Below are 24,289 nucleotides of genomic sequence, written 5' to 3'. Positions count from 1 at the left end.
AGCTGCGTAGCTGGCAGGCATTATCGCCTCGTTCGCTGTCACTGTTAGCCGAGCACTAGAAGACGCCACTTCCCACCGACGCCGTCGAAGGAGACAAAGTGACCCGTCAAATCATATTCACGCCAAAGGCGGCCAAGCCGCCGGCGACATACAGTCAAGCTGTCAAAGCAGCCGGTCTGGTGTTCGTTTCAGGCACTGCACCGGTCGATCCCTTGAGTGGCGCGATCAAAGGAACGACCATTCAAGAGCAGACTGCTCAGTGTCTGGCCAACATAAGAGCCATCCTCGAGGAAGCAGGTAGTTCCCTGGACAAGCTCGTTAGCGTCACTGTCGTGCTCGCAGATGAAGAGGATTTCGCCGGCATGAACGAGGAGTGGATCAAGTGGTTCCCGTCCGATCCGCCGGCCCGTCAGGGCGCGAAGCTACCTGTGCGCATCCCCGGCCTGAAGGTTTCCGTTGCAGCCATCGCTGAGGCCTAGCCTGCCAGTAGCGAAAGGTTGCTGCTTCGGCTCACTTTCCCAAGCGGAAGTCGGCTACGCTGGTCGGAGTAAGAGACACGTCTTCGAACGTCGCGGATGTGCCATTGCCGAGCGGCGATTGAGCGCTGACGCCCACCCATATTTTTTCGGGATACTCATTCCTGAAGAGTCGGAGGAGCTGCCAGCTTTGGTTGTCCGTAGAGTAGTAGAAGCCGACAGTCTGGGTATCCGAGGATATCTTCATATGCACGCCGCGTTCGGAGATCACCTCGTGATTGTTGTCATCCGATGTACCGGTGGTGCGGACCGTGACCATCCGAGTGCGGCGGCGCTCGTCCATCTCCATGGCCATCTTCAACCATAGATCGTCCTTGACCCAGATATAGAGCGCACCGGCGTCGTAGGTTTCGACAAATGTCGGTGTTATTCGCGCCGTCAGCGTGAATGGCTTCTTGTTGTCGACGGCGGCCAACAGAACGGGCGCCGTATTGTTCGACAGCTTTCCGTTGGGATCCCGGAAGTTGTCACGTTTCGCCGCGCTGGTGAGCGTTAGTTTACTGCCGCTGATCTTGGTGTTCTCGCCGGCTCCGTTGAGCGAACGAGTAAAGGTGATCCCCGGCAAGGCAATGCTAACGCTGTGGCCGGGGTCCTCTGCGGAGGCCAGCGCTGGTATGCACATGGCGGCAATCAGCGCAGCAAATGGGACCTTGTTCAACATCATGTTCGCTCCTGGTCGAGTTGGCCCGAGGTCGTCGACGATTCCCAGCGTCTCTCCGTGATAGCCATACTATAGAAGACATCGCTCGAGTCCTCATCCGTCGTGCGGACTTGGGGCAAGACGTTTGACATCGCCGCGGATCGGCGGACAATGACAGCGCTTGCCAGAACAGCCCAAGGTGGGGCTGTGAACGGACATCTGTATGGTGACGCGTAACCGAGGGAAGGTGCTATGTTTCAGCTCGCCCGCGCGCTCCGCTCCGTGACAATCGCGTTCTTGAGCGGCGCTGTCATAATTCTCGCTGGCGTGGCTGCGCCGGCCATTGCCAAGGACAACGATAGGGGCGGGCAGTCTCACGTCCGATTCCATGTGCGAAGTCCGAACCCGGCGGCGCTCCAACAGATCTATGAACTAATTCGGCAGCGGCAGTATAAAAACGCCGAGCTCCTGCTCAAACTGGTGCTCGTGCCGCAGGCAACGTGGTTGGTCGGTGGTTCGCCGCAGGAGGTTGCGCAGGTCGCCCGACGTACATTGCTCGAGGCCAAGCTTCAGCAGGCGACGCCGGTCTTCGTTCTCTACAACATACCGGGTCGTGATTGCGGCAGCTACTCCGGCGGTGGTGCGCAGACGACGGCCGCGTATGTGGCTTGGATCGACGCGATTGGCGGCGCGCTCCGTGACCGCGAGGCTATTGTAATTCTCGAGCCGGACGCTCTGGCCAATCTGCCGGTGGATTGTGGTTACGATCCGACGGGCGAGCTCACCGTGGATCGCTACACACAGCTGCGCCATGCAATCGATACTCTCGGTGCATTGCCTGGAACCCGTGTGTATGTCGATGCAGGTCACAGTCGCTGGCATGCGGTGGGCACGATAGCAAGTCGTCTTGCGCAAGCGGGTGTCGCCAGCACTTCGGGCTTTTTCCTGAACGCTTCCAACTACCAACCTACACCTGCGCAGGTTCAATACGGCACGTGGATCAGCAACTGCATCGCATTCGCGAGCGATCCGTCGGACGGCGGCTGGAGACTGGGACACTATGATTATTGCGCCAGCCAGTACTATCCAGCCAACGCCGACGATTACAGCACCTGGGCGCTCACCGACGAATGGTACGCGAACAATCTATCCGGGCCGCCGCAGAATCCGACGCACTTCATCATCGACACCAGTCGCAACGGCCAGGTACACGCTTCCAATTCGCCAAATGATCCGACGTACGCGACCGAGCCACCCGGGCGCATGACGCTGTACGCACAATCACCCTACAATCAGCCTTCGAACGTCATCTCCACCCTGGCGGCCGGCAGCTGGTGCAATTTGCCCGGTGCAGGAGCCGGCGCTCGCCCGACGGCGGCAACCGGCAATGCTCTCGTCGACGCCTATCTTTGGATCAAGATCGTCGGCGAGTCAGATGGCTCCTGCGCGGCAGCTGGCGGAGTTCGCGCCTGGGATTACAGCTCATACAGCGAGCCTGGCTGGCCGACGATATTCCTCGAGCAGCAAACATTCGATCCCCTGTGGGGGCGCAAAGATCCGGAGGCAGGCGCCTGGTTCTCCGAGCAGGCGTTGGAGCTTGCGAAGAAGGCGGTGCCGCGTCTGTGAGAGTGCTGGCTGCGCAATGAACCGCGCAAACCGAAACATGTGATCGAGGTGATGGAGAGTTCTCGTGTACCGCTCATTCTTGTCGATGCTGTTCCTCGCTAAGGATTGCGTTGTAGCAAAACACCGGAAGCGTCACAGCCGACCTTACCCGATGCTCTCGATCTGGAAGTCATTCTCATCGGAGCCGGTGAGTGTGATTAGTTTATTGGCCACAGAAAGTTGGGTCCGTCCGTTCTTGATGGAACGATGTGAAGGTGGACCGACGGATCGGGTCAGCGAACAACGGCTCGGCCAGCTGCGCCTCCTGCAACGCTCGGGCGTCATGGACCAACGCCGGTGCGCAGAATCAGACTTATCTTCCCCAACCACATGGGTGCCACGGGCCTCTCACCGAACATTTACCGTTACGGGCCGATGTGCGCGTCAGTGTTCAGGTCAGATGCCGTCGATGCACGCCTGCTCGCGCGACTGTAGTCTCGGGTTTGAGGTACTCCGCATCGGCCGCCAAACGTGCCCTGTCCTCGCTGGTGGCCGGAGGGTCACCGGGCTCGTACGACCGCGCGCTTCTGCTACTTGGTACTCGCAGTCGAGCCGTCATAGTGATCGAGAAGTGTCCGAGTCGAACGCACATGGTGCTCGATCGCGGGATTGCCGTCACCGACGACGGTCACACCGAGCGAGAGTTCGATCTTAAATAGTCCCCGAGTGTGGCATTGCTGATCTTGATCTTCGTTCCATCTGATCGGTGGGCAGTGAACTTTGATTCCTTCGCTGTCATGGCCTCCTCGACAATGAGATAGTCGGGTCGCTTGAGCTTGCTCTCACACGCTGGTGTCCGCGTATAAGGCCGTCAAACGTGGTACATCGGCGTTGATGAGATCCGGCGTGATCAGGATCGATTCGATGCGATACGATACTACAACCTCGAGCGCAGTCATCAGGGTTACCGCTTAAAGGGCCGCACGCCTGCATAGGCATTGATGGACGCGCTAGGCATCCGCCGAGATCCCCGACATCATCCCGACAGAGGAGGCCAACGAGCCGCTGCAAACGGCTGTTTAAACCCTAGCCCGGAGATCCAGACTGTCGCGGAAATGCAAGGCTTGTACCAGCGAAAGAATAATCGCATTTCCGTGATCGGCTACAGCTGGCGCGCTGTTCCTGCGATTCATTGGCTCACTTGGCTGTTTCGCCGCGCTCTTCGGTGCAAGTTTTGCGGTCAAGCTCACTACGATAAATAGATTGACGCATTGAGCGCATCACCTCCTTCTGCATGTTGTTTGGGTGAAGATTGGTTGGGTTCGAGGTGATGATGGCCTCGAGGCGATCTTTCATGATCTGACGGTATTCAGGATGTGTGAGAATATATAGATCATTATTGCGCATTCCACGCAGCACGAGCTGACCCGCTTTCAGCGGGTCCATGGCGATTTCTGGGTTCTTCATGTGTTTCTCCACGGCTGCTATCGTCTCTGGACGTTGGTCAAAGCTTGTATTCCCAAGATTGCCCGGACGATTTCGGTTCGAGTGGATGATGTTGGATCGGACCATGCCAGGGCAGTACACCGATACGCCGATGTTCGAGTCATCTAACTCCCACCGCAATGCTTCCATCATTCCTATCACGGCAAACTTAGACGTTATGTAGCTCGCCGCGCCACTGCCGGCGAACAGTCCCGCTATAGATGACGTTGTAATGATGTGCCCGCCATCTCCGTGTGCCTGTATGCGCGGCAGAAAGGAATGCACGCCATTGAACACACCATGGACGTTCACATTCATCATCCATAGCCAGTCGTCATAGCTTGTTCCGCTCAGGGGGGCAAAACCGACCACGCCTGCGTTATTGACCAGAACGTGAACCTTACCGAATACCTGAACCGTCTCCGCTGCCGCCTTTTCCATGCTTTGGCGATCGGTGACATCCACGCTGAGCGCATGAACGCGGTCGCGAGTCTTTTCGAAGAATCTCATTGCCTCCTCAAGATGTGCTTTCGTCCGATAGCCAATTACGACCTTCATTTTCTTGTCTACAAACGCTCTTGCGATACCGAGACCGATTCCGCTAGAGCCTCCCGTGATAAAGGCCACCTTGTCTTCCACTTTCCTCATGGGAATCTTCTCGGAGCTACACTTGCTTGGCCTTACATTCTCAGCTTCCAGTGTCGCAGCCTGTGCCGTGGCAGGTAGCAAGCTTGCTGCGGATACGCCTGCGGTCGCGAGCGCGGTCTGCTTCAGAAAGCGTCGACGCGTAGGTGAAGCCAGCGCCATCTCATTCCCGTCCTCAGAGTCCGGCATAAGTTCGCCCTCATGTCCCTCTTACTAACGTGGCTCACAGATCAATGTGCGTGCGCAATGTCAGCACTCGATTGCTGCAGCCATCAGTGTTGAATCTCCGTAAGTCAATTCTTTTGGCGGAAGGTCGGCCGTCAGTTAAGAGCTTCCGAGCATGTGTACTATGGCCGTGCTGATGTAGTTGCAACAGTTTGCGGTGTTGACGGGGAGCTGGTTGTATTGATTCGAATTCTCCTGCCCGTCCAGTGGTAGTCCGTCACCAATCGATTGGATAAGTTCCGTGTGGCTCGGGCGCCGGGCGCCGTCCACCGTAGTAAGCGATGACCGTCATGAGTGAAATTCGCATAGGAGTGCATAAGCAGAATGCCTGAGTAGCGATCGACCCTCGATCGTCTGTTCGAGCGACAGTCAGGCGATGATCGCCGGAGCTTCATTTGCGAGTTCTATCCCCTCGAGCATGCACTGTGGGACAAAGATCGGCTGATCGAATGGCTGCGTGTGAGTGCCGAGTTGCCCGAACCGATCGGCGCGCGATTCGCTGATGGCGCAGGCATGACAGGTGCTCCTGCAGAGCGTCAGGGCCTGCTCGGCAAAGCCGCTCTACACGTTGTATCGAAGCTCACGGCGAGGTCGCCGTTGGACAACAACCGATGTGAGACCGCGCCAATCGGCCGTTCGTTATCGGTGGGCAGGGAAGATGATTTAGGGGCACCGTCATGTGCGCCGTGGCCGCCGCAATCTGTATGGCATCGGCCAGGGCTCGAAAGCAAAGAGCGTTAAGTTGCACGGGCGTCTGTCGTTCTTGTTCGACGCCCACAGCACGCGAAGACGATGGAGGACTTGAGGTTTTGCGGTCGTTCGGCGCGTTGACCTTCTGCTTGTAGACGGATGCCGATAGCGGCGTCAGAAGACGGCAGACTAACCTATCGGAAGTTGATGACTTACCTGACCCGGAGGGCCGTCATCACAGAGGCAACTGCTAGATGAAATCATAATGGGTACAACTAAGGGGGTGTTTGAGCTGCTTCGCGTGCACGCTGACGAACATACATGAAAATCGCGTAGTGTTGATGCTCGCTGAGATCGTCATATTTCGGCATGCCAGCCCGTGAAAGTGAGCCGTCTCGCAACACCGATCTGAAAGCTTCCCAGTTCATCGCAAGAAACGATTCACGCAAGTCTGGTGCAAACGAACCGTTGTTCTCCAACTTCGGGCCATGGCAGAGGCTGCACCACGCCGACTCGTACAGCTCGGAACCTTTCGCAGCCTTCTCCTTGTCAATCACGAAGGTAGGGTCATCTGCGGCTCGAACCACATAACGGGGGGCTCTGTGAACTGGCAAAGCTAGTTGTTTGTCCAGAGCGAAGGTTAGTAGACGTCGCGGCTGCTCGTTATATCGCCAACCGTAGTCGAACCGCTTGCCGAGCACACCAACTGCGCCGCCGTATCCGACCAAGACAGAAATGTGCTGCACGCCGTCGATCTCATACGAGACTGGTGTACCGATAATACCAAGCCCGGCATCAAAGCTCCAAAGCCTGTCTCCCGTTGTGGCGCTGTAGGCAACAAATTGGCCTCGCCCCGTTCCTTGAAATACCAAGTTCCCGGCAGTGGTCATTGTGCCACCATTCCATAAGCTGTCCTCGTGGCGTACCTCCCACCTCTTAGTCTGAGCTACAGGATCCCATGCTAATATCGTCGCGATGCCCTCGGACTTTACACGAGTGAATGTCGACCCAATGTTCATGGTCGGGATATACACAAGTCGTGTAGCAGGATTGAAAGACATGGGCTGCCAGCTATGGGCGCCAAGGATGCTAGGCCACGTTTCAGGAGGATCAGGCATTTCGATTGGACGGCCGCTCTTGAGATCAATCCGCTCCGCCCAAGTAACTCTTGCGAACTTTTCGGCAGAGATCACTTTGCCGGTAGTTCGATCTATTACGTAGAAGAATCCGTTCTTTGGCGCGTGTAGTAGCGCCTTGCGGGGTTTGCCGCCGATGTGAAGATCGGCGAGCACTATCGGCATGTTTGAATCATAATCCCAGTGACCGCGCGGATTCTCCTGGTAGTGCCAAGCATACTTCCCCGAATCTGCATCTACTGCGACGATCGATGAAACAAATAGATTATCACCCTTCGGGGGCGTACTGACTGACGAGCGTTCTGAGATGGAGTTTGCCGTGCCGAAATAAACTCGATTGAACTCGGAATCATAGACGATGCTGTCCCATACGGACCCGTTTCCACCCGACTTCCACCATTGCCCCTCCCATGTCTTCGCAGCCATAGCCAGCGCTTCATTCTCAAATCCCCTGTCGGGATCACCCGGGACGGTATAGAAACGCCACCGCAGCTGGCCGGACTCTGCGTCATAAGCAGTCACGTAGCCCCGTGCGCCCGGGTCGCCATTGTGGCCAATGATGACGTTGCCATTGAATACGCGCGGAGCGCCGGAAATTGCCTTGCGTCCTTTCGGTTCATCGAACGTCTGCACGTTCCACACCGGCTTTCCGGTTTTAGCATCAATAGCAAATAGACGCCCGTCGATAACACCGACATAGACCTTGCCGCGCCAAAAGGCCACACCGCGGTGCCCCCCTAAGCTGCCGCTAAATCGGAAGATTTCAGGACGATAGATACCAGATGCGGCGTCGAACTCCCATAGTTTCTGACCACTCTTTGCGTCCACGGCGAAGACCTTACCGTACGTGCCAGAGAAGTACAGCACTCCATCGACGGCAAGCGGGGTCGCCTCTAATGTCCGCTGACCTGGTAGATCCAAGAACCACGAAAGGCCCAAACGGTTTACATTACGGTCGTTGATACCCATCAGCGGGCTGAAGAAATGCTCTGCATAAGTTCTCCCGTAGGAGAGCCAGTTGTTGCCTCGTTGTTCGTCAGCAATTGCGCGGCCATCCACACTGGTTTGCGCGCCAGCGGACATGAAAAGAAGTGATGATGCACATGCACCAATGATTATCTTCATGTTCGCTCGATCGTATGGTGAATAGCCAACCTGTTGGACCGATATCGAGTTACGCAAGTGGCGTCCTTGCCGGCTGGACTCATTACTGATACCGAAAGCAGATTCGCTCAATTATCAATGTGCGCCCCCAATCCTGGGGCTCTGCGGCGGCAGGTATCGCGGTGGGCTGCGTCTCGGCCATACGAAGTAACGCTGCCTCTGATGCTCGTACAGATAAGATCGAATGGCGCGCCCGGGCGGACCGCACTGAATTGCGATATTAAGAATCGGATCACATCAATCATTGAGCGGACGAAGCGGTCCGCCGTTCGAAGTGCTGCAGTGACAGTCTGCTTAGGTTTAGGCTGGTTGGTGAGAAGGTTCAGCACATTGATGGATGACGAGTGTGCAGCGAATTGTTCTCACCGATCGTCAAACGATCCAGGCTGGTTGCTTCCTCGCAGCGCCGAGTGCTACCAGGGGCTACAAGCCAATTAAAGCGGCGCCCGATTTGCTATCGGCCAAGGAAAGCTATCCGGTTGGGGCAAGTCTTCTTTGGCTTTTTTTTCTGGCAATTCAATCCGCGTTGACAACTAGCGTGCCGAAGCTGCTGGATGCGGCCGACGGATGGCTGCTTGGTTCCTTTCGCGCACTGACCTTTGAGGCTGCTCGATTAGCTCAGATCGCTAGATCATCGAGGAAATCGTTGCAGCGCCGGAGTCGACGTTGGCATCTTAATGCGTTTAGCCGAAGACTTAAGATCTCGCAGGTGTCGCGCCGCTGACCGCCAACGCGCTCGTTGCTTCAGTCCAAGGCGTTAAGCAGTTCAGCACTGGCAGACAACTTGCCGCATGGCTCGGGTTGGTACCAGGCAGCACTCTGCCGGCGGCGAACCCAAGCGGCTGGGATGCGGCAAGCGCGGAGACTTATACCGCCGCACGTTATTGGATCCACGAAGCCCGATCTCCGCTTCCGTACAACGAATCCAAAGTCGAAAGTGAGCGCTGGTTAAAGAGCCTTGGTCATTCGATTCGGCCGGCGCCCCTGGCACGAACTTCGCTTCGTTGCCAACAAGAACTTCCCAAGTTCACCAACAGTCAGCTTCCATATCCGTGGCACGCCAAAGTTAACGAGCTGATGCCGGCGGAGGCAATCTTCGAGAGCGTCTCCAGCAGCCATTGTGTCGTGCTGAAGGCGGCTGGATGCGCATGATCGCAGCCGCGAGGTGATGTACCGCCCTTAGGACTGCGGCCGGCATGTGCCGGAATCGATGGAGGGCGCGGGGCCGGAATCACTGGCCGACATTGGTGGAACCGGCAGCTTCGCGCTTACGTCATGATACGTCGTATAGGTCTCATGGCCGATGTGCCACCACGGAGTGAGTCTTACGTTTCCGGCACGCCATTCTGGTGCGTCGGGGGCGACTTGTTTCGCAGACAACAGTAGTTGTCGATCGACCTTCGGAATCTCTGCTCCGACCGCAAACAACACAAGTGGGCCGCAGCAAAGAGCCACCAAATTCGGGTGCTGCGCATCGACAACCTTCAGGTGCAGATGCTTCGGCAGGGTCAGCTCAATCCGATCGCCCGAGCGCCAGCGACGGCGGAGCTCCGCGAACGTGCCCGACTTCAGCTCAACACGCGCGCGTGTGCCGTTCACAACGAGTGACGGCGAGCTCGTCCACTCCGGAATGCGTAGCCGCAGTGTGAATGTCTCTGTATTGGCCAAGTCGACAACTAGCGTGATCTTGTCCGAAAGCGGATAGCTTCCCGTTTGCGTGAGGCAAATCTGGCGCCCTGACTTGGACCAGCGAACTGTCGACGGAATATAGAGGTTTACGAATATCCCTTCGTCATCGAAGAAGTAGGAGCTGATGCGGTAATCCGCGGCGAGCTGGGGCAGAGTACCCGAACAACAAGGCCACTCGTCCTCCACGAAGTTTTCGTAACCATCGAAGTACGCCTTCGTCGCTGCGTTCTGATAGTTTGACTGATAGAAGGCCTTGCCGAGTTTGTGGATGGGTAGAGCTCCCAGGGCGCAGTTGTACATGACGCGCTCCATGCTGTCTCCGTAGCGCGCATCCTTCGTGATGCGAATGAGATATCGAGTGAGCTTCATGTGCGCGTAGGAGCCGCATCCGGTTTCGAAGTGATCGTGCTCACGCAGGAGGCTGGCGCCTAGAGTATCTATCGCAACGTAGTGGCGAACCTCGCCGGTCACTGGCGAAGTAGAATCGTATGCCACCTTCGGCAGGAACGACTCCCCTGGACCAAATGCTCCAGTAGCAAAGCTTTGCTGCTCAGCGAATCGGAGTCCATTGATCGCTGCCCTGAGGAACTTTTGGTCGCCGAGCGACAGATAGGCTTCGGCCGCTCCGCAGAGCGCATTCGTATGGCTGTAAGCGTGCCGATTCTCAAGAACGTTATCGCCTCGGGATAATGGTTCGATGAATCCGTCGTCAAGATCTCGTTTCGCCATTTCAAGATAGCGGGAATCTGACGCAGTGCGACCCGCCTTGAAATAGGTGTCAGCAAAGTTATAGTTCTCGCCGGCTTGATGCGTCCTTTCGTAAAAATGTGGCGAGGACTTCAGCACAAGAACGGGACGTGAAGCGTCCATTAGTTTCGACAAGAGGTTCCTGGCTTCGCGGTTCCGGCAATAGAGCGCCGCGTCGTTCAGGCCAATCACGAGCTTCTCGTGCAGATAGGCCGGGTTTCCGTTGATTAGAAAGATATTTCCGGTGGGTTCAACGGTCTTGGCAAACTCGCTGATCAGGCTGTCGACGCGTTCCAGGGTGGACTGGTCGGCCTTGGCCCCATAGTAGCGACTGAGTGCGGAGATCCACTGACCAAAGGTTTCCCCCAGGTAGCGCCGGTTGCTATACCAACCCCCGAGATCGTTTCCCGGCGCGTGCATCTGGGCCGCCAAGCGAAACGGGCGCAAGAGGCTGTCTTCGCTCAGGCCCATGAGAACCCCGTGCGCCTGTTCGAGCTGAGTCTCATGTGGTCCAGGTGCGAGTTGCACGTCTGCGTAAGTGAACTCTCGCAACGGCGCGCCGTGTCCCGAGTTATATGGCGTAGAGTCAGCAGACAGGGCGAACGGGATGCCTTGTGGCGCGATTGCGGCTGTGACGCCGCAAATCCGCATGAACTGACGTCGGGTGAAGCATCTGGTGTCGTACGTGTAGCTCATGAACTGTCCAACACAAAGTACTCGGTACCATGAGGCTTAGTCGCCTCTGGTTCGGAAAAGTCGGTAGATAATCTTCGGTTCTCAAGTGATGCAGTGGAATGTAGCCACGGATAACTGCTGGATCGCTGAGAATTGTTCGAGGGCCATAGTAGATGTCCTTGGCCGAGTCGATTGCCCCCCAATCACACCAGCCTGGGCTTCCGTGGTCGAGCAGAGACGTGGGGCCAAGCCAATCGTCCCTGCACGCCTGTATCGCTCAATATTCGCGTTCTGCTGTGTCTCGGGTTCTATGCGCTTGAGAGTGGATCCTCACGATGCCAGGCTCATTCAGGCCGCGAGAATTTTCGGCAGGGTTTCGCTCCGAGCGAAGGGACTCAACGAGGAGGCGTTGCCGGCATGTGCTCTTCGAACCACGACGTGAGACGTGCGGCGTAGTCTAGGATCGCTGGAAACGTGCGAATACCGTGACCTTCCTGCGGGTAGATAACGAGCTCGCTTTGAACATTGTTTTCCAGCAGTGCATTGTGAAACTGCACTGCCTCTTCCGGCGGTGTACAGCGGTCGAGCGCGCCGCAGATATTCAGCGTCGGCGTTCTGGCTTTGCGAGCATGCATGATGGGACTGCGCTCGAAGTATTTGCCGGCCGGATTGGTATAGCTATCAGCGAGAAAGAGCTTTACGAACTGCGGCACTGTCGAAGTGAGATGCTGGCTGACATGATTGGTGATCGGTGCCAGTGTCACAGCAGCAGCGAAGCGCGAGTCTTGTGTGATGAGCCAAGAAGTCATGTAGCCGCCGTAGCTGCCGCCAGTCACCCCGAGCCGACGAGGATCCGCGAACCCCTGCTCGACGAGAGCGTCCAGCCCAGACAGAAGGTCGCTGGTGTCCGCCCCGCCCATCTCTCCCACCACGCTGCTTGCGAAAGTCTGTCCACGGCCCGATGAGCCTCTCGGATTGGGAAGGAAGAGCGCGTAACCTCTCTGCAACAGCATCCATAGATGTGCTGTACGGCGTCCGAACCAGGAAGGACGCCAATGAAACACCGGACCGCCGTGGATGTTCATGATCACGGGATGGGGACCCTTGGCATGTGGGGTCAGCAGCCACCCTTGTATCTCCAGGCCGTCGGGTGCACGCCATTGCAACCGATCAACCCCGGCGATGCTGTCAGCTGTATCCGCACGGGCAGTCTCGAACGAGTTGATGGACCGATACTCGCCGCTCCGAATGACAGCGATCTCCGGAGCGGAACCGAAACTCTCGCCGATGATCACACAGTCGCCGGTCCTACCAATGCCAGACACCGTGGCAAAGTTGCCGGAGGTCGACAGAACCGCGCTGGCCCAGATCTCGACGCACTCGCTTGCCTCCAGATCGTACATGCACACAACCGTTTCGAATCCGCGGTGGCCGCTGAGAAGCAGATGTCGATCAGAGCGCCACTCAGTGTGAGTAATGTCAACGCCCTTGGTGTCTACCTTGTAGATGCGGTTGGTTCCAATCTCAACGATATGCAGGCTGCCGGCAACGAGGCCGCGATCGCTGCTGACAGCTTCGACGATCGCCAGATGCCTTCCGGACGCGGACGCGGCAGGCCAGCCCAGCTGATACTGGGGTGTATAGATACAGCGGTGCCTCGCAGTGAGCGTATTGACGATGTGCAGGCTTGCTCCGTACCACTCGCCTTCCTCCGGACCTGTGGACGCGACAGCTGCAATCTGATCGGATCCACACCAGTTCGCTTCCCACATGTTGAGACCTGATGCGCCGACTGCGCGATTACTATCGCTCGCGAGGTCGTAGATCCAAGCTCTGCGCCAGCGAAAGTTCTCATTGCCGGTGAAAACCATTGGCGTCCAGGGCGGGGCGTCTGTTCCCCTCTTTTTGCTTGCTATAGCGCCTTGTCCGCTGGACAGATCCGCACCATGGCCGGCTACTCCGAGCAGAATCTGCGTGCCGTCGGGTGACCAGTGAAAGTACTCTACCCAGCCGGGAACTTGCGGAGTCGCGCGTGCTACCCCGGTGCTTCGATCCAATAGATAGAGCTGAAAATTGCCGGGGTCGAGTCGGTCCGAAAGAAAGCCGATCAGCCTGCCGTTTGGGGCGTATTTCGCAAGACGATCTGAGTTCGGGCCGAACGTCAGGACTCGCTGCTCGCCCGAGGCGAGGTTGATCTGGCAGATGCGGGTGGGTATCGAGCCGTGCAGCGTGTCGGCGAGAAAGCCTGAGAAAACGGCGTTGCTGCCGTCAGAGTCGACATTGATATCGACGGCATCGGTAATGCTTTGCGTGCCGGGTTTGCGCAACCTCTCATAAAGCTCTTGTGCCGCTCGATAGTTATCTGTGTCACGAATATCTGTTTGCATTGGATGATTGGAATAAACAGAACAGCGGCAGGACATTTGAGAGGATCAGTTGGCCTGGAGTAAGGTCTTCCAGCAGTTCCGACCGATTTGAAGAGCGTGGCTCATTGCCGAGCCGTCCGGCAAACCAAACAAGCGCGTTCGTCCACGATCTGCTCACGATCGATTGAACCGGGTTCGAAGCGGCAACGAAGGTACCGGGCTGAATCCGCTCGCCGAGCAGCACGGGCGTAGCACTACTAATCGAGCGGGAGATGATCGGGGCTGTCGACACCGGCTCATGGTCATGATGACTGAGGATGATTTCGTCCGTGTTCGGTCGCGCGTGCATATCATGCCCGACGCCGACGCAATGCTGTGCTCTTATATTCGCCCCTACGCTGATTTGCAAAACGCACAAAAGCGCGACGAATGCGCTCATCGCTCGTATGAGGCTCGTTCCCTTCTGCCCGAACAAACAAAGAGCCACGGCGGTGTGGCGCGATAACGGTCCTCCATAACAACGCCCCATTTTTGCGCGACGCCGACATGCCGACATAGAGAGGAACGACCCAATTTGGTTGACAGATCTGCGGGTGAGGCCATTGCTATTGTGCAGATGATTCACAGACCACCGCTAGATAGACGGGACAAGAGCTGGTCTCGCCCAGTCAATAACAATGATGATTGCAACACAATAATGATCGCAACTCGTTAGTTGCGTCGCACACGTCAGCTCGGAAGGGGAAGCTTCAATGGCTACACACACTAATAGAAACACCAAGTTACATATGCAGGTGGCCAACTCGGCTGCTTTCGTTGTGTGCGTATGTGTTGTCAGTGAGCTTGCGACGGCGGCGTCGCCCGAACCGACTCGTCCGAACAGAGCGCTCGAGGAGATCGTCGTGACCGCTCAGAGGCGCCAGGAGCGCCTTCAGGATGTACCGATGACTATCGCTGTGCTCGATAGTGAGCTGCTCGACCAGAGTACGGTTCAAGGCCTGACTGATTCGCTGAATCGTGTACCTGGCGTGACGATGTTTGATGGTGGCCGCACGACAATTACAGTGCGCGGCGTTTCAGCGGCGGGTTCCTCATTCAGTGGCTCCTCACCCACTGGCTACTATCTGGATTCCACTCCATTCGGCTTCGTCAAGAGCGCTATGGTGCCGGATGCGACGGTGTTCGATCTCGACCGTGTCGAGGTACTGAAGGGGCCTCAGGGAACCCTGTACGGAGCCAACTCAATCAGTGGCGTGGTGCGCATCCTGACCAACGACCCCAATATGGACGAGCTGGAAGCCAAGGGTATGGCCTCCCTCTCGAGCACCAAGGGCGGCGGTGACGGCTACCGCGGCGATATGGCGGTGAATGTTCCTATTGTCACTGGCAAGTTGGCGGTGCGTGCAGTCGCAGGCTACAACCACATAGGTGGCTGGATCGACGGACCTGCGGGGAAGGATCTGAACGATTCAGACGTCGGCAACTTTCGTATGAAAGTGGCCGCAAAACCTACTGACGATTTCTCGGTGTTGGCGTCGGTATGGAGCTCTCGCAGAGACAACAATGCGCCCCCAACCAGTGATCGCTTCGACCGCCGCCTTCGCACGCTCGACGAGTCGTCCATGGAAGACTTCGATGCCTATGGTCTCCAGCTAGATTACGCCTTCCCAATCGTTACGCTGTCTAGCAGGACCAGCTACATTGATTACAGGCGAAGGGACAGCTCTGATCTGGGAGATGCATTCGGCCTGGGTGAGCCCATCGGGCTCATCAGCACGTTCAAGTCTCATGTCTTCGCGGAGGAACTGCTGGCGAGCTACGACGAAGGCGGTGCGTGGTTGTGGTCGCTTGGTGGGTTCTATCGAGACGCGAAGGATCCCCAGGATCAGGATTTCGTGCCGGAGGGTTTGGTACCGGCGCTCGTCTGGTTCGACAGTTCTAGGTCATTCGCTACTTTCGGTCAGGTAACCCGAAGGCTGTTCGACAAGAAGATCGAGGTTACCGCAGGCCTTCGATACTTCAGAGACCGCGTCGAGCAACAAGAATACATCCACTTTCCCGACCCAACGCTGCCCGTGGATGCCACGAGCAAAAAATTCGATGCAACTACGCCACGCTTTGCGGTCAGCTGGCGCCCGTCTGACGACCTGTCGCTGTACGCCTCTTACAGCCGCGGATTTCGCAGCGGATTCGAGCAGGACGTCATCGTGCAAGCATCCCGTCCCGGCTTGCCTCCGGCGAACCCGGACAAGTTGACCAACTACGAGATCGGCGCCAAGGGTAGTGCGTGGGGCAACTTACTCGGTTACGACCTCGCGGTCTACTACCTGGATTGGAATGACGTTCAGCAGGGAGTTCAGGTGCCGTTCGCCGAAGACACATACGCCCTTGCTATCACCAATGCCGGATCCGCAAGTGGCTTCGGCTTCGATGCGGCGATCAATGCTCATCTCACCGACAGCCTGGAAGTCGCTGCGGGCTTCAGCATGAACGACCTGACATTCGATCGAGATATTTACTCCGGTGGCTCGGTTCTATTCGCCAAGGGAAGTCGTCTGAGGCATTCCCCTGAATATACGGCCAGCCTATCTGCTGCATACAAGTTTTCACTTGGCAGGTCCGGGTACACCGGGGCGTTCTCCACTTCCGCCAATTACACGTCTGCGAACGGTAGCAACGTTCTGCTGGGCACCGAAGCCCAACCACCCGAGGGCGACGAGATTCTTCTGGCTCGAGCCAGCATTGTGCTCAGCTCGCCGAGCGACTGGGAGCTTTCCCTGTTCAGCGAAAACATTACCGATCGCCGCAGCACGATCGAGTATGGCAGCAGTGGTGACCCCGATGATCTGCGTCGCCTGCCGCCGCGTCGAATCGGGTTGCAGGTTGAGTATCGCTTTGGTGGTCAATAAACATGGACTGGAGCGAGCTGTCGGCTACCGTCAAGTGGAACATTCAGCCGTTCATAGGTGGACGCTATCGGCCCTCTGACTCGACGGAAGTCTTCCAGAACGTGAATCCCGCGACCGAGCTGTCTCTGTGCGATATCCCGAATGGATGCGCACAGGATATCGATCAGGCCGTGCGCGTGGCACGGCAGCGATTCGATGATGGCTGCTGGTCCAACGTGTCGCCGTTTCGTCGCATGGAGGTTCTGCTCAAGCTCGCGGAGCTGATTACGAAGAACAAGATTCAGTTGGCGCTACTGGATACTCTGGAGATGGGCAAGCCCATTACCGCATCGTTGTTCGATGCGGAGACGTTCGCGCCCGGTTTGATACGCTCTTGGGCAGGGTACGCCGATAAGTTGATGGGCCTGGCCGCTCCAATCAATTCGAGCACCGTCGTGCTCAACACGTACCAGCCAAGAGGAGTCATCGGCGCGATCACCGCATGGAATTTTCCGGTCGTGAATGCGGTCGTGAAGCTTGCTCCGGCTCTGGCGGCGGGGAACGCGGTGGTGCTCAAGCCCTCGGAGCTGGCTCCCAGCTCGGCGTTGAAGCTGGCTGAGCTGGCACTCGAAGCCGGTCTCCCCGAAGGCGTGTTGAACGTCGTGCCGGGCCTCGGATCGACCGTTGGTCAAGCGCTGGCGCTGCATCCTGGCGTCGATATGGTCTCGTTCACCGGATCCACCGGCACGGGACGAAAAATCATGGAGTTGTCGGGCCGGTCCAACGGCAAGCCGGTGTTGCTCGAGTGCGGTGGCAAGTCTCCTCACGTCGTATTCGCCGACATCGGAGATATCGAGGGAGTTGCGGCGGCAACGGTAGAAGGAGCGCTGTGGAATCAAGGCCAGGTTTGCAGTGCTCATACGCGCTGGCTCGTAGAGGAAGAGATCGCCGATTCCCTGGTGGAAAGTATCGTGCGTAGAGCGAGTCAGCGGCAACCAGACGACCCGCTCAAGGAGGCAACCATTGACGGGCCGCTCGCCAGTCCGGCTCAGCGTGCACGAGTCAAGGCATACGTTGAGGAGGGAACGAAGAGCGGTGCGCGTGCGGTGCTCAGGGGAATGATCCAGGAACGTGGCGGATGCTATGTATCCCCTACGGTGTTCGACCGCGTCCAGCCTCACATGCGCATCGTTCGGGAGGAGATCTTCGGGCCGGTCCTCTGTGTGCAGAGATTCAGCACGGAAGAAGAAGCTGTCGCGCTTGCGAACGGTACTGACTACGGGCTGGAGGCGACCGTGTGGACGCGAGACATGGGGCGCAGCAAGCGCCTCGCTCATGCCATCAAAGCGGGTGGCGTCTCGATACGAACGTCCGGAAAGCAGGACGGTGAGGTTTTCGTATTGAGCCAGGAACCACAGAAGGCCTCGGGCTTCGGAGTGGAGATCGGATTGAAAGGGTTGGAATCATATTCGACGCTCAAGTCGATCAGCTTCATCGGTGCTTGAGCGGCATTCAGGTCATGCAGGAGCATTGATGTTTGACAGCCACCAGCGGGAAACGTATCGCCGAATGTTGCGCATACGGATGTTCGAGGAGGAGGGAACGCGACTGTACATCGCGGGGAAGATCCCCGGTGCCTTCCACGCGAGCATTGGGCAGGAAGCGGCTATCGTCGGCTCGTGCATGGCCTTGAGAGACGACGATGTCATGACGGGCACGCATCGCTCGCACGGGCATCCGATCGGAAAAGGCGCTGATCTGAAAGCGCTGATGGCCGAGCTGATGGGCAAGCAGACTGGTGTCTGCAGGGGGCGCGGCGGCTCGATGCATCTGGCTGACAGCAGCGTTGGGATCATGGGCGAGTCGGCCATTGTCGGCGGCGGCATCCCGCTCGCGACCGGCTGTGCGCTCAGCGCCAAGATCCGCAAGATTGACCAGATCAGCCTATGCTTCTTCGGCGATGGTGCAGTCAATCAGGGTACGTTTCACGAATCGCTCAACATGGCGTCACTGTGGAGATTGCCCGTTGTATATCTCTGCGAAAACAACGGATACGCCATCACGACATCCATTGCACTTAGTCATGGCCAGACGAGCATATCCAGAAGAGCCGACGCATATGGCATCCCGGGCGTCGAAGTATGCGGCCAGGACGTGCGAGAGGTGTACAGAGTGACCAGCGAAGCTGTCGCGCGTGCGCGTCGCGGGGAGGGTCCTACTCTGATAGAAGCGAAGACCTATCGTTTCGACGAGCATCAAGTCGGCCTGATCGTTCCTGGCGAGCCGTATCGCAGTCCTGATGAGGTCGAGGAGTACAAGCTCAGACGCGATCCGATCCGACTGTATCGTGAGGCACTGTCGAGTGGCGGCGTTGGCGAAGCGGCTTTGACCGAGCTTGAGTCGGAGGTGCGGGCGGAGTTGGCGGCGGCGATTCGCTTCGGCGAAGAGAGCGCGTTTCCCACGCCGGATACACTGGCGGACTTCATGTATAGCACGCCCCTCACCCCTTCATAACGAACCTCGGGAGTCCTGGAACATGTCCACCGCAGTGGAAAAGAGCGGTCTCGGCGCCGGCGACCACATTCGAATGAATTATCTCGACGCGCTGGTTGAAGCTCAGGTCGAAGAGATGGAGCGGGATGAGCGCGTCATCATGATGGGTGAGGATATAGCGATCTATGGCGGTGGCAAGCTCGTCGAACGCTTTGGTCCGGACAGGATCTGGAGCATGCCGATCTCCGAAAGCAGCTTTACGGGTGTCGGCATCGGTGCGGCCATCAATGGCCTGCGTCCGATCGTGGACCTCAACATCGCAAGCTTCATGTACCTGGCAGCAGATCAGATAATCAACCAAGCGAGCAAGCTGCGTTACATGACGGGCGGGCAGATCAGCGTGCCCATCGTGTTCCGATGTTGCATGTACTATGGGGCCTCCCTGGCTGCGCAGCATTCTGACCGTCCGTATCCGATGTTCATGAACATTCCGGGGCTGAAGATAGTGTGCCCCGCGAGTCCGACAGACATCAAAGGGCTGATGAAGGCCGCCATTCGCGATGACGATCCCGTGCTGGTGTTCGAAGACACCAAACTTTGGCCGTTGAAGGCCGATATTCCCACGGATCCGGACTTCCTCATCCCGCTCGGCTCGGCGCTCGTCAAGCGTCAGGGTACGGATGTGACGCTGGTGGCAATCGCAGGGGCGATGCGCCCGGCGCTCGATGCAGCGCAGGCATTGTCCAAAGAAGGGATCTCCGTTGAGGTCATCGATCCGCGCACGCTTAAACCGCTGGATACTGCAACCATCATCGAATCAGTGGCCAAGACGGGTCGTCTGGTGCTGGTGGAGAACGCGCACCGCATGTGTAGCGTTACGGGCGAGATTGCCGCCATCGTGGCAGAAGAAGGCTTCGAGTACTTGAAGAGGCCGATTCAGCGCCTGACCGCGAGCGACGTGCATGTCCCTTTCAGCCCCGCGCTCGAAGGGCAAATGTTTCCGCGGAAGGCGACGATCGTTGCAGCAATCAAAAAACTTATCTAGCGCGAAGGGAAGGAATCATGACTACGCCGATAGTGCTTCCCAAGTGGGGAATGGGCATCGATGAAGGAACCGTAATTCGGTGGCTGAAAGCCGAAGGTGATTCGGTTGCTGCGGGAGAGCCCATTGTGGAAATCGAAACAGCCAAGGCGAGTCAATCGGTCGACGCTCCGGTCAGCGGCCGTCTGACCAAGATTCTTGTGGCTGAAGGTGAGACTGCGTTGGTAAACACTGATCTCGGCACGATCGAGCAACACGATGGTTGATTCGTAGACTGTTGTTCCGCTCTCTTATCTGCTCACTACCGTTGCCACGGCCATGACACAGCAAAGCGAGCTGTTCCGCACTTTGTGTCCGACCGCTGATGGCAAGACGGGTCGTGCCGTCGCCGCTGAAGTGAAAGCGTTGTATCCGGCGGCCGACGCGAAGCAAACGAAGGATGAGTGCCGACGGATCTGCAATCCGTCAGCTTCCATAGATACGCAGAGTCTGATTGTCGAAGGTCTTTCCTACTAGTGTTGGAGCAAGCATGAGCAGACTGAGCACTAAGGTCGCACTGGTCACCGGCGGCGCGTCCGGACTTGGCAGGGCGATCGCGGCGCGCCTCATCGCTGACGGTGCGCGCGTTGTGATCACTGACGTGCAGGCTTCGGTGGGGGAGGCCACAGCCACGGAATTGAAGTGCGACTTCATCCTTCAAGATGTCACCGACGAAGGAAGCTGGAGAGACGCGATGCAGTTCCTGCAGAAACGACACCAGGGCTTGCACATTTTAGTCAACAACGCGGGCATCCTAGGACCGGGTGACAGAGTCAGCCCGGAGAGCACCAGCCTCGAGGACTGGCGACGCATATTCGCTGTTAATGTCGAGGGCGTGTTCCTCGGTTGCCGCGCTGCCATCCCGGTGATTGCCGGTTCGGGCGGAGGCTCCATAGTCAACATATCGTCAATCGCGGGGCTCCTGGCCACGCCGTTTGCAACCGCGTACGGAGCGAGCAAGGCGGCGGTCCGGCAGCTCACGAAGTCGGTTGCACAACACTGTGTCGAGAAGCGGTTGAGAATTCGCTGCAACTCTGTTCATCCAAACAACGTTCGGACCCAAATGTGGGAGCGGCGGGCCATCGAATGCGCACATTCTCGGGGGGTGTCGATCGATGTGATCTTGAAAGAAGACCAAGCCGTCGTTCCGATGGGAGATTTCACCCGCCCCGAAGACATCGCCGCAGCAGTGTCGTTCCTCGCCTGCGAGCAGGACTCGCGCCACATAACTGGTGCAAAGCTTGTTGTTGACGGGGGAACGGTGCATTGTGATACCTATCACATGTCTATGATGGGACGGTAGATCGACTGTTGTGCGCAGTGGGGCTGTGTTCAACGGTTACAGAGCAAAGAACGGAGTTTATGAGTGAAACGACTCGCTTATCGCGCCTGTGGTATTTGTTTCTGCTGGGGCTCGCAACTTGGTCGGTGACCTACGCTCGATTTATTCTTGGGCCGTTACAGGAAGCTGTCCGCGTCGATCTGGGGCTCAGCGACAATCAAATTGCGTGGCTACAGGGGCCGGCGGTTGCGGTGCCGATGGCGATCGCAGCCATTCCCATAGGGATTCTTGTTGATCGCTACTCGCGCACTCGACTGCTGTATATATTTACGGTCGTTAATCTGGTCTCGGCGGTGTGGACCGCATCCGCAGACAACCTTATCGAACTTTTTGCCGCCCGCTGTCTGTCCGGCCTATCCATGGCCGCGGTTCTGGTCGCCTCTTACTCCATGGTCGGCGATCTGTACGCTCCGGCTCAGCGCGGCCGTGCCACGAGCGTGGTCGGAATGGGGGAGGTCACGAGCCCTCCCGCTGTCTTCGCGCTGGGTGGACTTCTACTGGTAGCGGCCGGGCCGGATGTCGGAAGTTGGCGATCTGCGTTAGGTGGAATGTGTGTGCCATTGCTGCCCGCAGTCTTCCTGTTGCTGCTCCTGCGCGAGCCGCGCAGGATCGGCGTTATCGAAAGGAGATTGGCTTGGGCCGAAATCTGGTCGGATCTGTGGCGATATAGAAGGGTGGTGCTTCCATTGCTTCTGGCGCGAATTATGGTATGGGTGGCCGTCGGCGCGGTCCTGGTCTGGACCGCTCCCAGCTTTGCGCGCCGTCTCCACCTGTCGCCCGATCGCATTGGAGCGATCATGGCAGCCGTGCTGCTAGTCAGCAGCCTTCTGGGGCCCATCCTTGGCGGTTTGCTCGCCGATATCTGTCAGCGCAAGGGTGGGCCACGTCAGACAATGATCGCCCTGACAGGTCTGACATTTCTCAGCGTGTTCATGTCGTTCTTCGCCGTCGCGCCGAATGTTCTTCTGGCCTGCATTCTGCTTGGTTCGCTGCTCACCTTGGATTTCACCGTACTTACTGCGGCGATGGCGCTGGGCACTGTTGTCATGCCGGGAGAGCTGCGTGGTTTGTTCGTCGCTGTGAGCCTCACAGCGGCAACGTTGTTCAGCGATGGTGTGGCTCCGCTGGTGGTCAGCAGCCTTTCCGGCGAGCTTGGGGGGGCGACGGCGATTGGAGAGGCGCTGGCGCTAGTGTGCGGCATCACCGGCGTGCTTGGTGCGATCGTCTTCGGCCTTAGCCGAAATTCCTTCGCGAATCCCGAAGTGGAGCGTGTGCTAGAACATAGCAAGCTCGACATATAAGGCGCCGGCTATGTGCAGCGGCGCATCAACCGCCATACACCATGCTTCGAGTGCTCACAGAACAAGCGGCGGACCACATCGTTAGGCGCCTGTGACCCCGGAATGCGTGCGGCGGCTGGTGTATAGAGATTGTCATATCGGGATGTCAGGATCAGCCAATCCGCAGAGGCTACATCGGCCGCCAGGCCTGAATCCTCGCCATTGGCATCGCCGGGATTCATTTCGAGATAGCGAGAGGCGGGTTGCAACTGCTGCAGGAGATAGTAGAAGAACGTGTCGCTATAGACAGCGTACCGCAGGTCTTCGGGCCCGACGAACAGGCGCTCGCCCGGCTTGGCGACTTTGATTGTTTCATTGAGCAGAGCCGCGGCGTCCGAATGACGGCCTGGATCCCCGGGATAAAGATTGTCTTCTATGAATACCCACCTGTCTTCGACTGCCAGTCGGGGTGTGTTTACACTATATCGATAAGCGCCGTGCATGAATGCGACGATGAAAGCGCCAGCGATCGACGCCAGTAGCATTGCTGTACCTGCTTGGCCGGTCGCACGAGAAAGGCGATGGGTCGTGGCGAGTCGCAGCGAAACAACCGTCAAGGCGCCGATCACGCAGCCCACGTAGGAGAGATGCCACGCGCCAACTTGTTGCAGTACAGATGGCAACAGTCCCGCGGAAAGCACTGCCACGGCGCGCGCTAGTTGGAGGTGGTCTTTTCTTCTCCAGCGCTGCCCCACGAAGGCGATCGTCACGCTAATGACTACGCAGAGTAAAACAGCGAACAGCGCCGGACTCCATTCGACGGGAAACTTTCTCCCGGGTAACATATGCAGAACATCGAGAACCAGGCTATCGAAGCTTGGTTCAAGGCCGATCAGAACTAGTAGGACAGCCAATACGCCGGCAGGCAGTGCGAATCCGAAACAGAAATCACGGAACTGGCGTCTAGTTTGTGGATGCAGCGCAACCAAGATCGCAACCGTACCGACGACACCGATCTCCTGGCGAAACCAAAACGCGAGGGATGCAAGTACTCCAGCAGCAATCCTCCAGGTCCCTGCGCGGCCATCATCGTGCATTGCTGCGGCTGAATGTGCGTACAGCATTCCGAATAATATTGATGCCAGCGCGGCGAACATCGAGTAAGCGCCAGCGGCTGGAAAAAAGTGTAGTACGAGCAGCATGACGCTGGACGCCACGAGCCCAGTTGTCCACGTCAGACGTGCCCCGAGCAGATAGACGGCCGCTGCCATCATGACTTGGTACGCAACTCCAACCAACCTCTCTATCACGATGCTCTCACCGAGCAGTTGGAATGCTCCCGCCAACAGGAGGAACGTTCCGGGTGGATAGATCGCAGAGAAGTCGCGATACGGAACATACCCCTGCAGGATCAGGTCGGGATAGAGCAACAGTATCCCTTCGTCCTGTGGACTGATCGTCTGGAACTGCAAAGGCCCGAGCGACAGCCCGGCGGCCACGCAAATCAGCAGCAACGTCCACAGATGACGCGTTCGAGTGGAATCGACAACAGCAACGCGTTCAATGTCTTGAGCTAGCATGCCGATTCTCCGCTGATTCGAT

17 protein-coding genes and 1 pseudogene are annotated in these 24,289 nt (G+C 57.6%); 11 read left to right on the top strand and 7 right to left on the bottom strand.

Translation table 11 applies throughout. The features are described from left to right. The first annotated feature begins 98 nt into the window (after positions 1 to 98). Positions 99 to 479 carry a RidA family protein gene (locus tag EK373_RS32800; protein WP_129649591.1) on the top strand — a complete coding sequence of 127 codons (381 nt, stop codon included), beginning with the start codon at positions 99 to 101 and terminating at the stop codon, positions 477 to 479. Positions 480 to 510: 31 nt separating this feature from the next. Here the strand turns inward: EK373_RS32800 and EK373_RS32795 are convergent, their stop codons facing one another. After that, the gene (locus EK373_RS32795; protein ID WP_198683847.1) at positions 511 to 1,200 is read right to left on the bottom strand and encodes a DUF1349 domain-containing protein; all 690 of its coding nucleotides are present in this window, start codon (positions 1,198 to 1,200) and stop codon (positions 511 to 513) included. A 228-nt stretch (positions 1,201 to 1,428) separates the two neighbouring features. Between EK373_RS32795 and EK373_RS32790 the strand changes: the two genes are divergently transcribed. Beyond that, the gene (locus EK373_RS32790; RefSeq protein WP_129649590.1) at positions 1,429 to 2,802 is read left to right on the top strand and encodes a glycoside hydrolase family 6 protein; all 1,374 of its coding nucleotides are present in this window, start codon (positions 1,429 to 1,431) and stop codon (positions 2,800 to 2,802) included. A gap of 1,176 nt (positions 2,803 to 3,978) precedes the next feature. Here the strand turns inward: EK373_RS32790 and EK373_RS32785 are convergent. Together EK373_RS32785 and EK373_RS32780 are read right to left on the bottom strand one after the other, a co-directional pair. Further along, positions 3,979 to 4,914, bottom strand: coding sequence for an SDR family oxidoreductase (locus EK373_RS32785; protein WP_157994650.1), 936 nt, complete (start codon positions 4,912 to 4,914; stop codon positions 3,979 to 3,981). A gap of 1,187 nt (positions 4,915 to 6,101) precedes the next feature. Next, a complete protein-coding gene (locus tag EK373_RS32780; protein WP_129649588.1) occupies positions 6,102 to 8,087 on the bottom strand; it encodes an outer membrane protein assembly factor BamB family protein in 1,986 nt (661 codons plus the stop codon). A gap of 756 nt (positions 8,088 to 8,843) precedes the next feature. On the opposite strand from EK373_RS32780, the pseudogene EK373_RS34515 reads away from it, so the two are divergent. Next, a pseudogene (locus EK373_RS34515) lies at positions 8,844 to 9,278 on the top strand (transposase); the annotation flags it as partial. A 27-nt stretch (positions 9,279 to 9,305) separates the two neighbouring features. Here EK373_RS34515 and EK373_RS32770 read toward each other — a convergent pair. From EK373_RS32770 to EK373_RS32760, 3 genes are all read right to left on the bottom strand, one after another. Next, complete coding sequence (locus EK373_RS32770; protein WP_129649587.1) at positions 9,306 to 11,258, bottom strand: beta-L-arabinofuranosidase domain-containing protein; 1,953 nt, start codon at positions 11,256 to 11,258, stop codon at positions 9,306 to 9,308. Between the two features lie 374 nt (positions 11,259 to 11,632). Then, complete coding sequence (locus EK373_RS32765; RefSeq protein WP_157994649.1) at positions 11,633 to 13,624, bottom strand: S9 family peptidase; 1,992 nt, start codon at positions 13,622 to 13,624, stop codon at positions 11,633 to 11,635. Continuing rightward, positions 13,605 to 14,042, bottom strand: a complete 438-nt coding sequence (locus EK373_RS32760; protein ID WP_129649585.1) for a hypothetical protein — start codon at positions 14,040 to 14,042, stop codon at positions 13,605 to 13,607. The genes EK373_RS32765 and EK373_RS32760 overlap by 20 nt, the downstream gene beginning before the upstream one ends. Positions 14,043 to 14,355: 313 nt before the next feature. On the opposite strand from EK373_RS32760, the gene EK373_RS32755 reads away from it, so the two are divergent. The 8 genes from EK373_RS32755 to EK373_RS32720 are packed head-to-tail and all read left to right on the top strand — an operon-like array spanning position 14,356 to position 22,708. Then, positions 14,356 to 16,512, top strand: coding sequence for a TonB-dependent receptor (locus tag EK373_RS32755; RefSeq protein WP_129649584.1), 2,157 nt, complete (start codon positions 14,356 to 14,358; stop codon positions 16,510 to 16,512). Between the two features lie 2 nt (positions 16,513 to 16,514). Then, positions 16,515 to 17,996 (top strand): aldehyde dehydrogenase family protein, encoded by a 1,482-nt coding sequence (locus EK373_RS32750; RefSeq protein ID WP_129649583.1) that lies wholly within the window; start codon positions 16,515 to 16,517, stop codon positions 17,994 to 17,996. Between the two features lie 28 nt (positions 17,997 to 18,024). Next, complete coding sequence (locus tag EK373_RS32745) at positions 18,025 to 19,005, top strand: thiamine pyrophosphate-dependent dehydrogenase E1 component subunit alpha (protein ID WP_129649582.1); 981 nt, start codon at positions 18,025 to 18,027, stop codon at positions 19,003 to 19,005. A 22-nt stretch (positions 19,006 to 19,027) separates the two neighbouring features. Further along, entirely contained in the window at positions 19,028 to 20,029 is a 1,002-nt protein-coding gene (locus tag EK373_RS32740; protein WP_129649581.1) for an alpha-ketoacid dehydrogenase subunit beta, read from the top strand. Between the two features lie 17 nt (positions 20,030 to 20,046). Further along, positions 20,047 to 20,292, top strand: coding sequence for a lipoyl domain-containing protein (locus tag EK373_RS32735; protein WP_129649580.1), 246 nt, complete (start codon positions 20,047 to 20,049; stop codon positions 20,290 to 20,292). 52 nt (positions 20,293 to 20,344) lie between these two features. After that, complete coding sequence (locus EK373_RS32730) at positions 20,345 to 20,542, top strand: hypothetical protein (RefSeq protein ID WP_129649579.1); 198 nt, start codon at positions 20,345 to 20,347, stop codon at positions 20,540 to 20,542. Between the two features lie 13 nt (positions 20,543 to 20,555). Then, on the top strand, positions 20,556 to 21,368 hold the full coding sequence (locus EK373_RS32725) for an SDR family oxidoreductase (protein ID WP_129649578.1): 813 nt from the start codon (positions 20,556 to 20,558) through the stop codon (positions 21,366 to 21,368). Between the two features lie 59 nt (positions 21,369 to 21,427). Then, entirely contained in the window at positions 21,428 to 22,708 is a 1,281-nt protein-coding gene (locus tag EK373_RS32720) for an MFS transporter (protein WP_129649577.1), read from the top strand. Between the two features lie 8 nt (positions 22,709 to 22,716). Here the strand turns inward: EK373_RS32720 and EK373_RS32715 are convergent, their stop codons facing one another. After that, the gene (locus EK373_RS32715) at positions 22,717 to 24,267 is read right to left on the bottom strand and encodes an ArnT family glycosyltransferase (RefSeq protein WP_157994648.1); all 1,551 of its coding nucleotides are present in this window, start codon (positions 24,265 to 24,267) and stop codon (positions 22,717 to 22,719) included. Positions 24,268 to 24,289: the final 22 nt, after the last annotated feature.

Origin of the sequence: Peristeroidobacter agariperforans, from assembly GCF_004138335.1 — a bacterium.
In the GTDB taxonomy this organism is placed as follows: Bacteria; Pseudomonadota; Gammaproteobacteria; order Steroidobacterales; family Steroidobacteraceae; genus Steroidobacter; species Steroidobacter agariperforans.
Note: the sequence above shows the minus strand (reverse complement) of the source record. Positions and strands in the feature narration are given on the sequence as shown.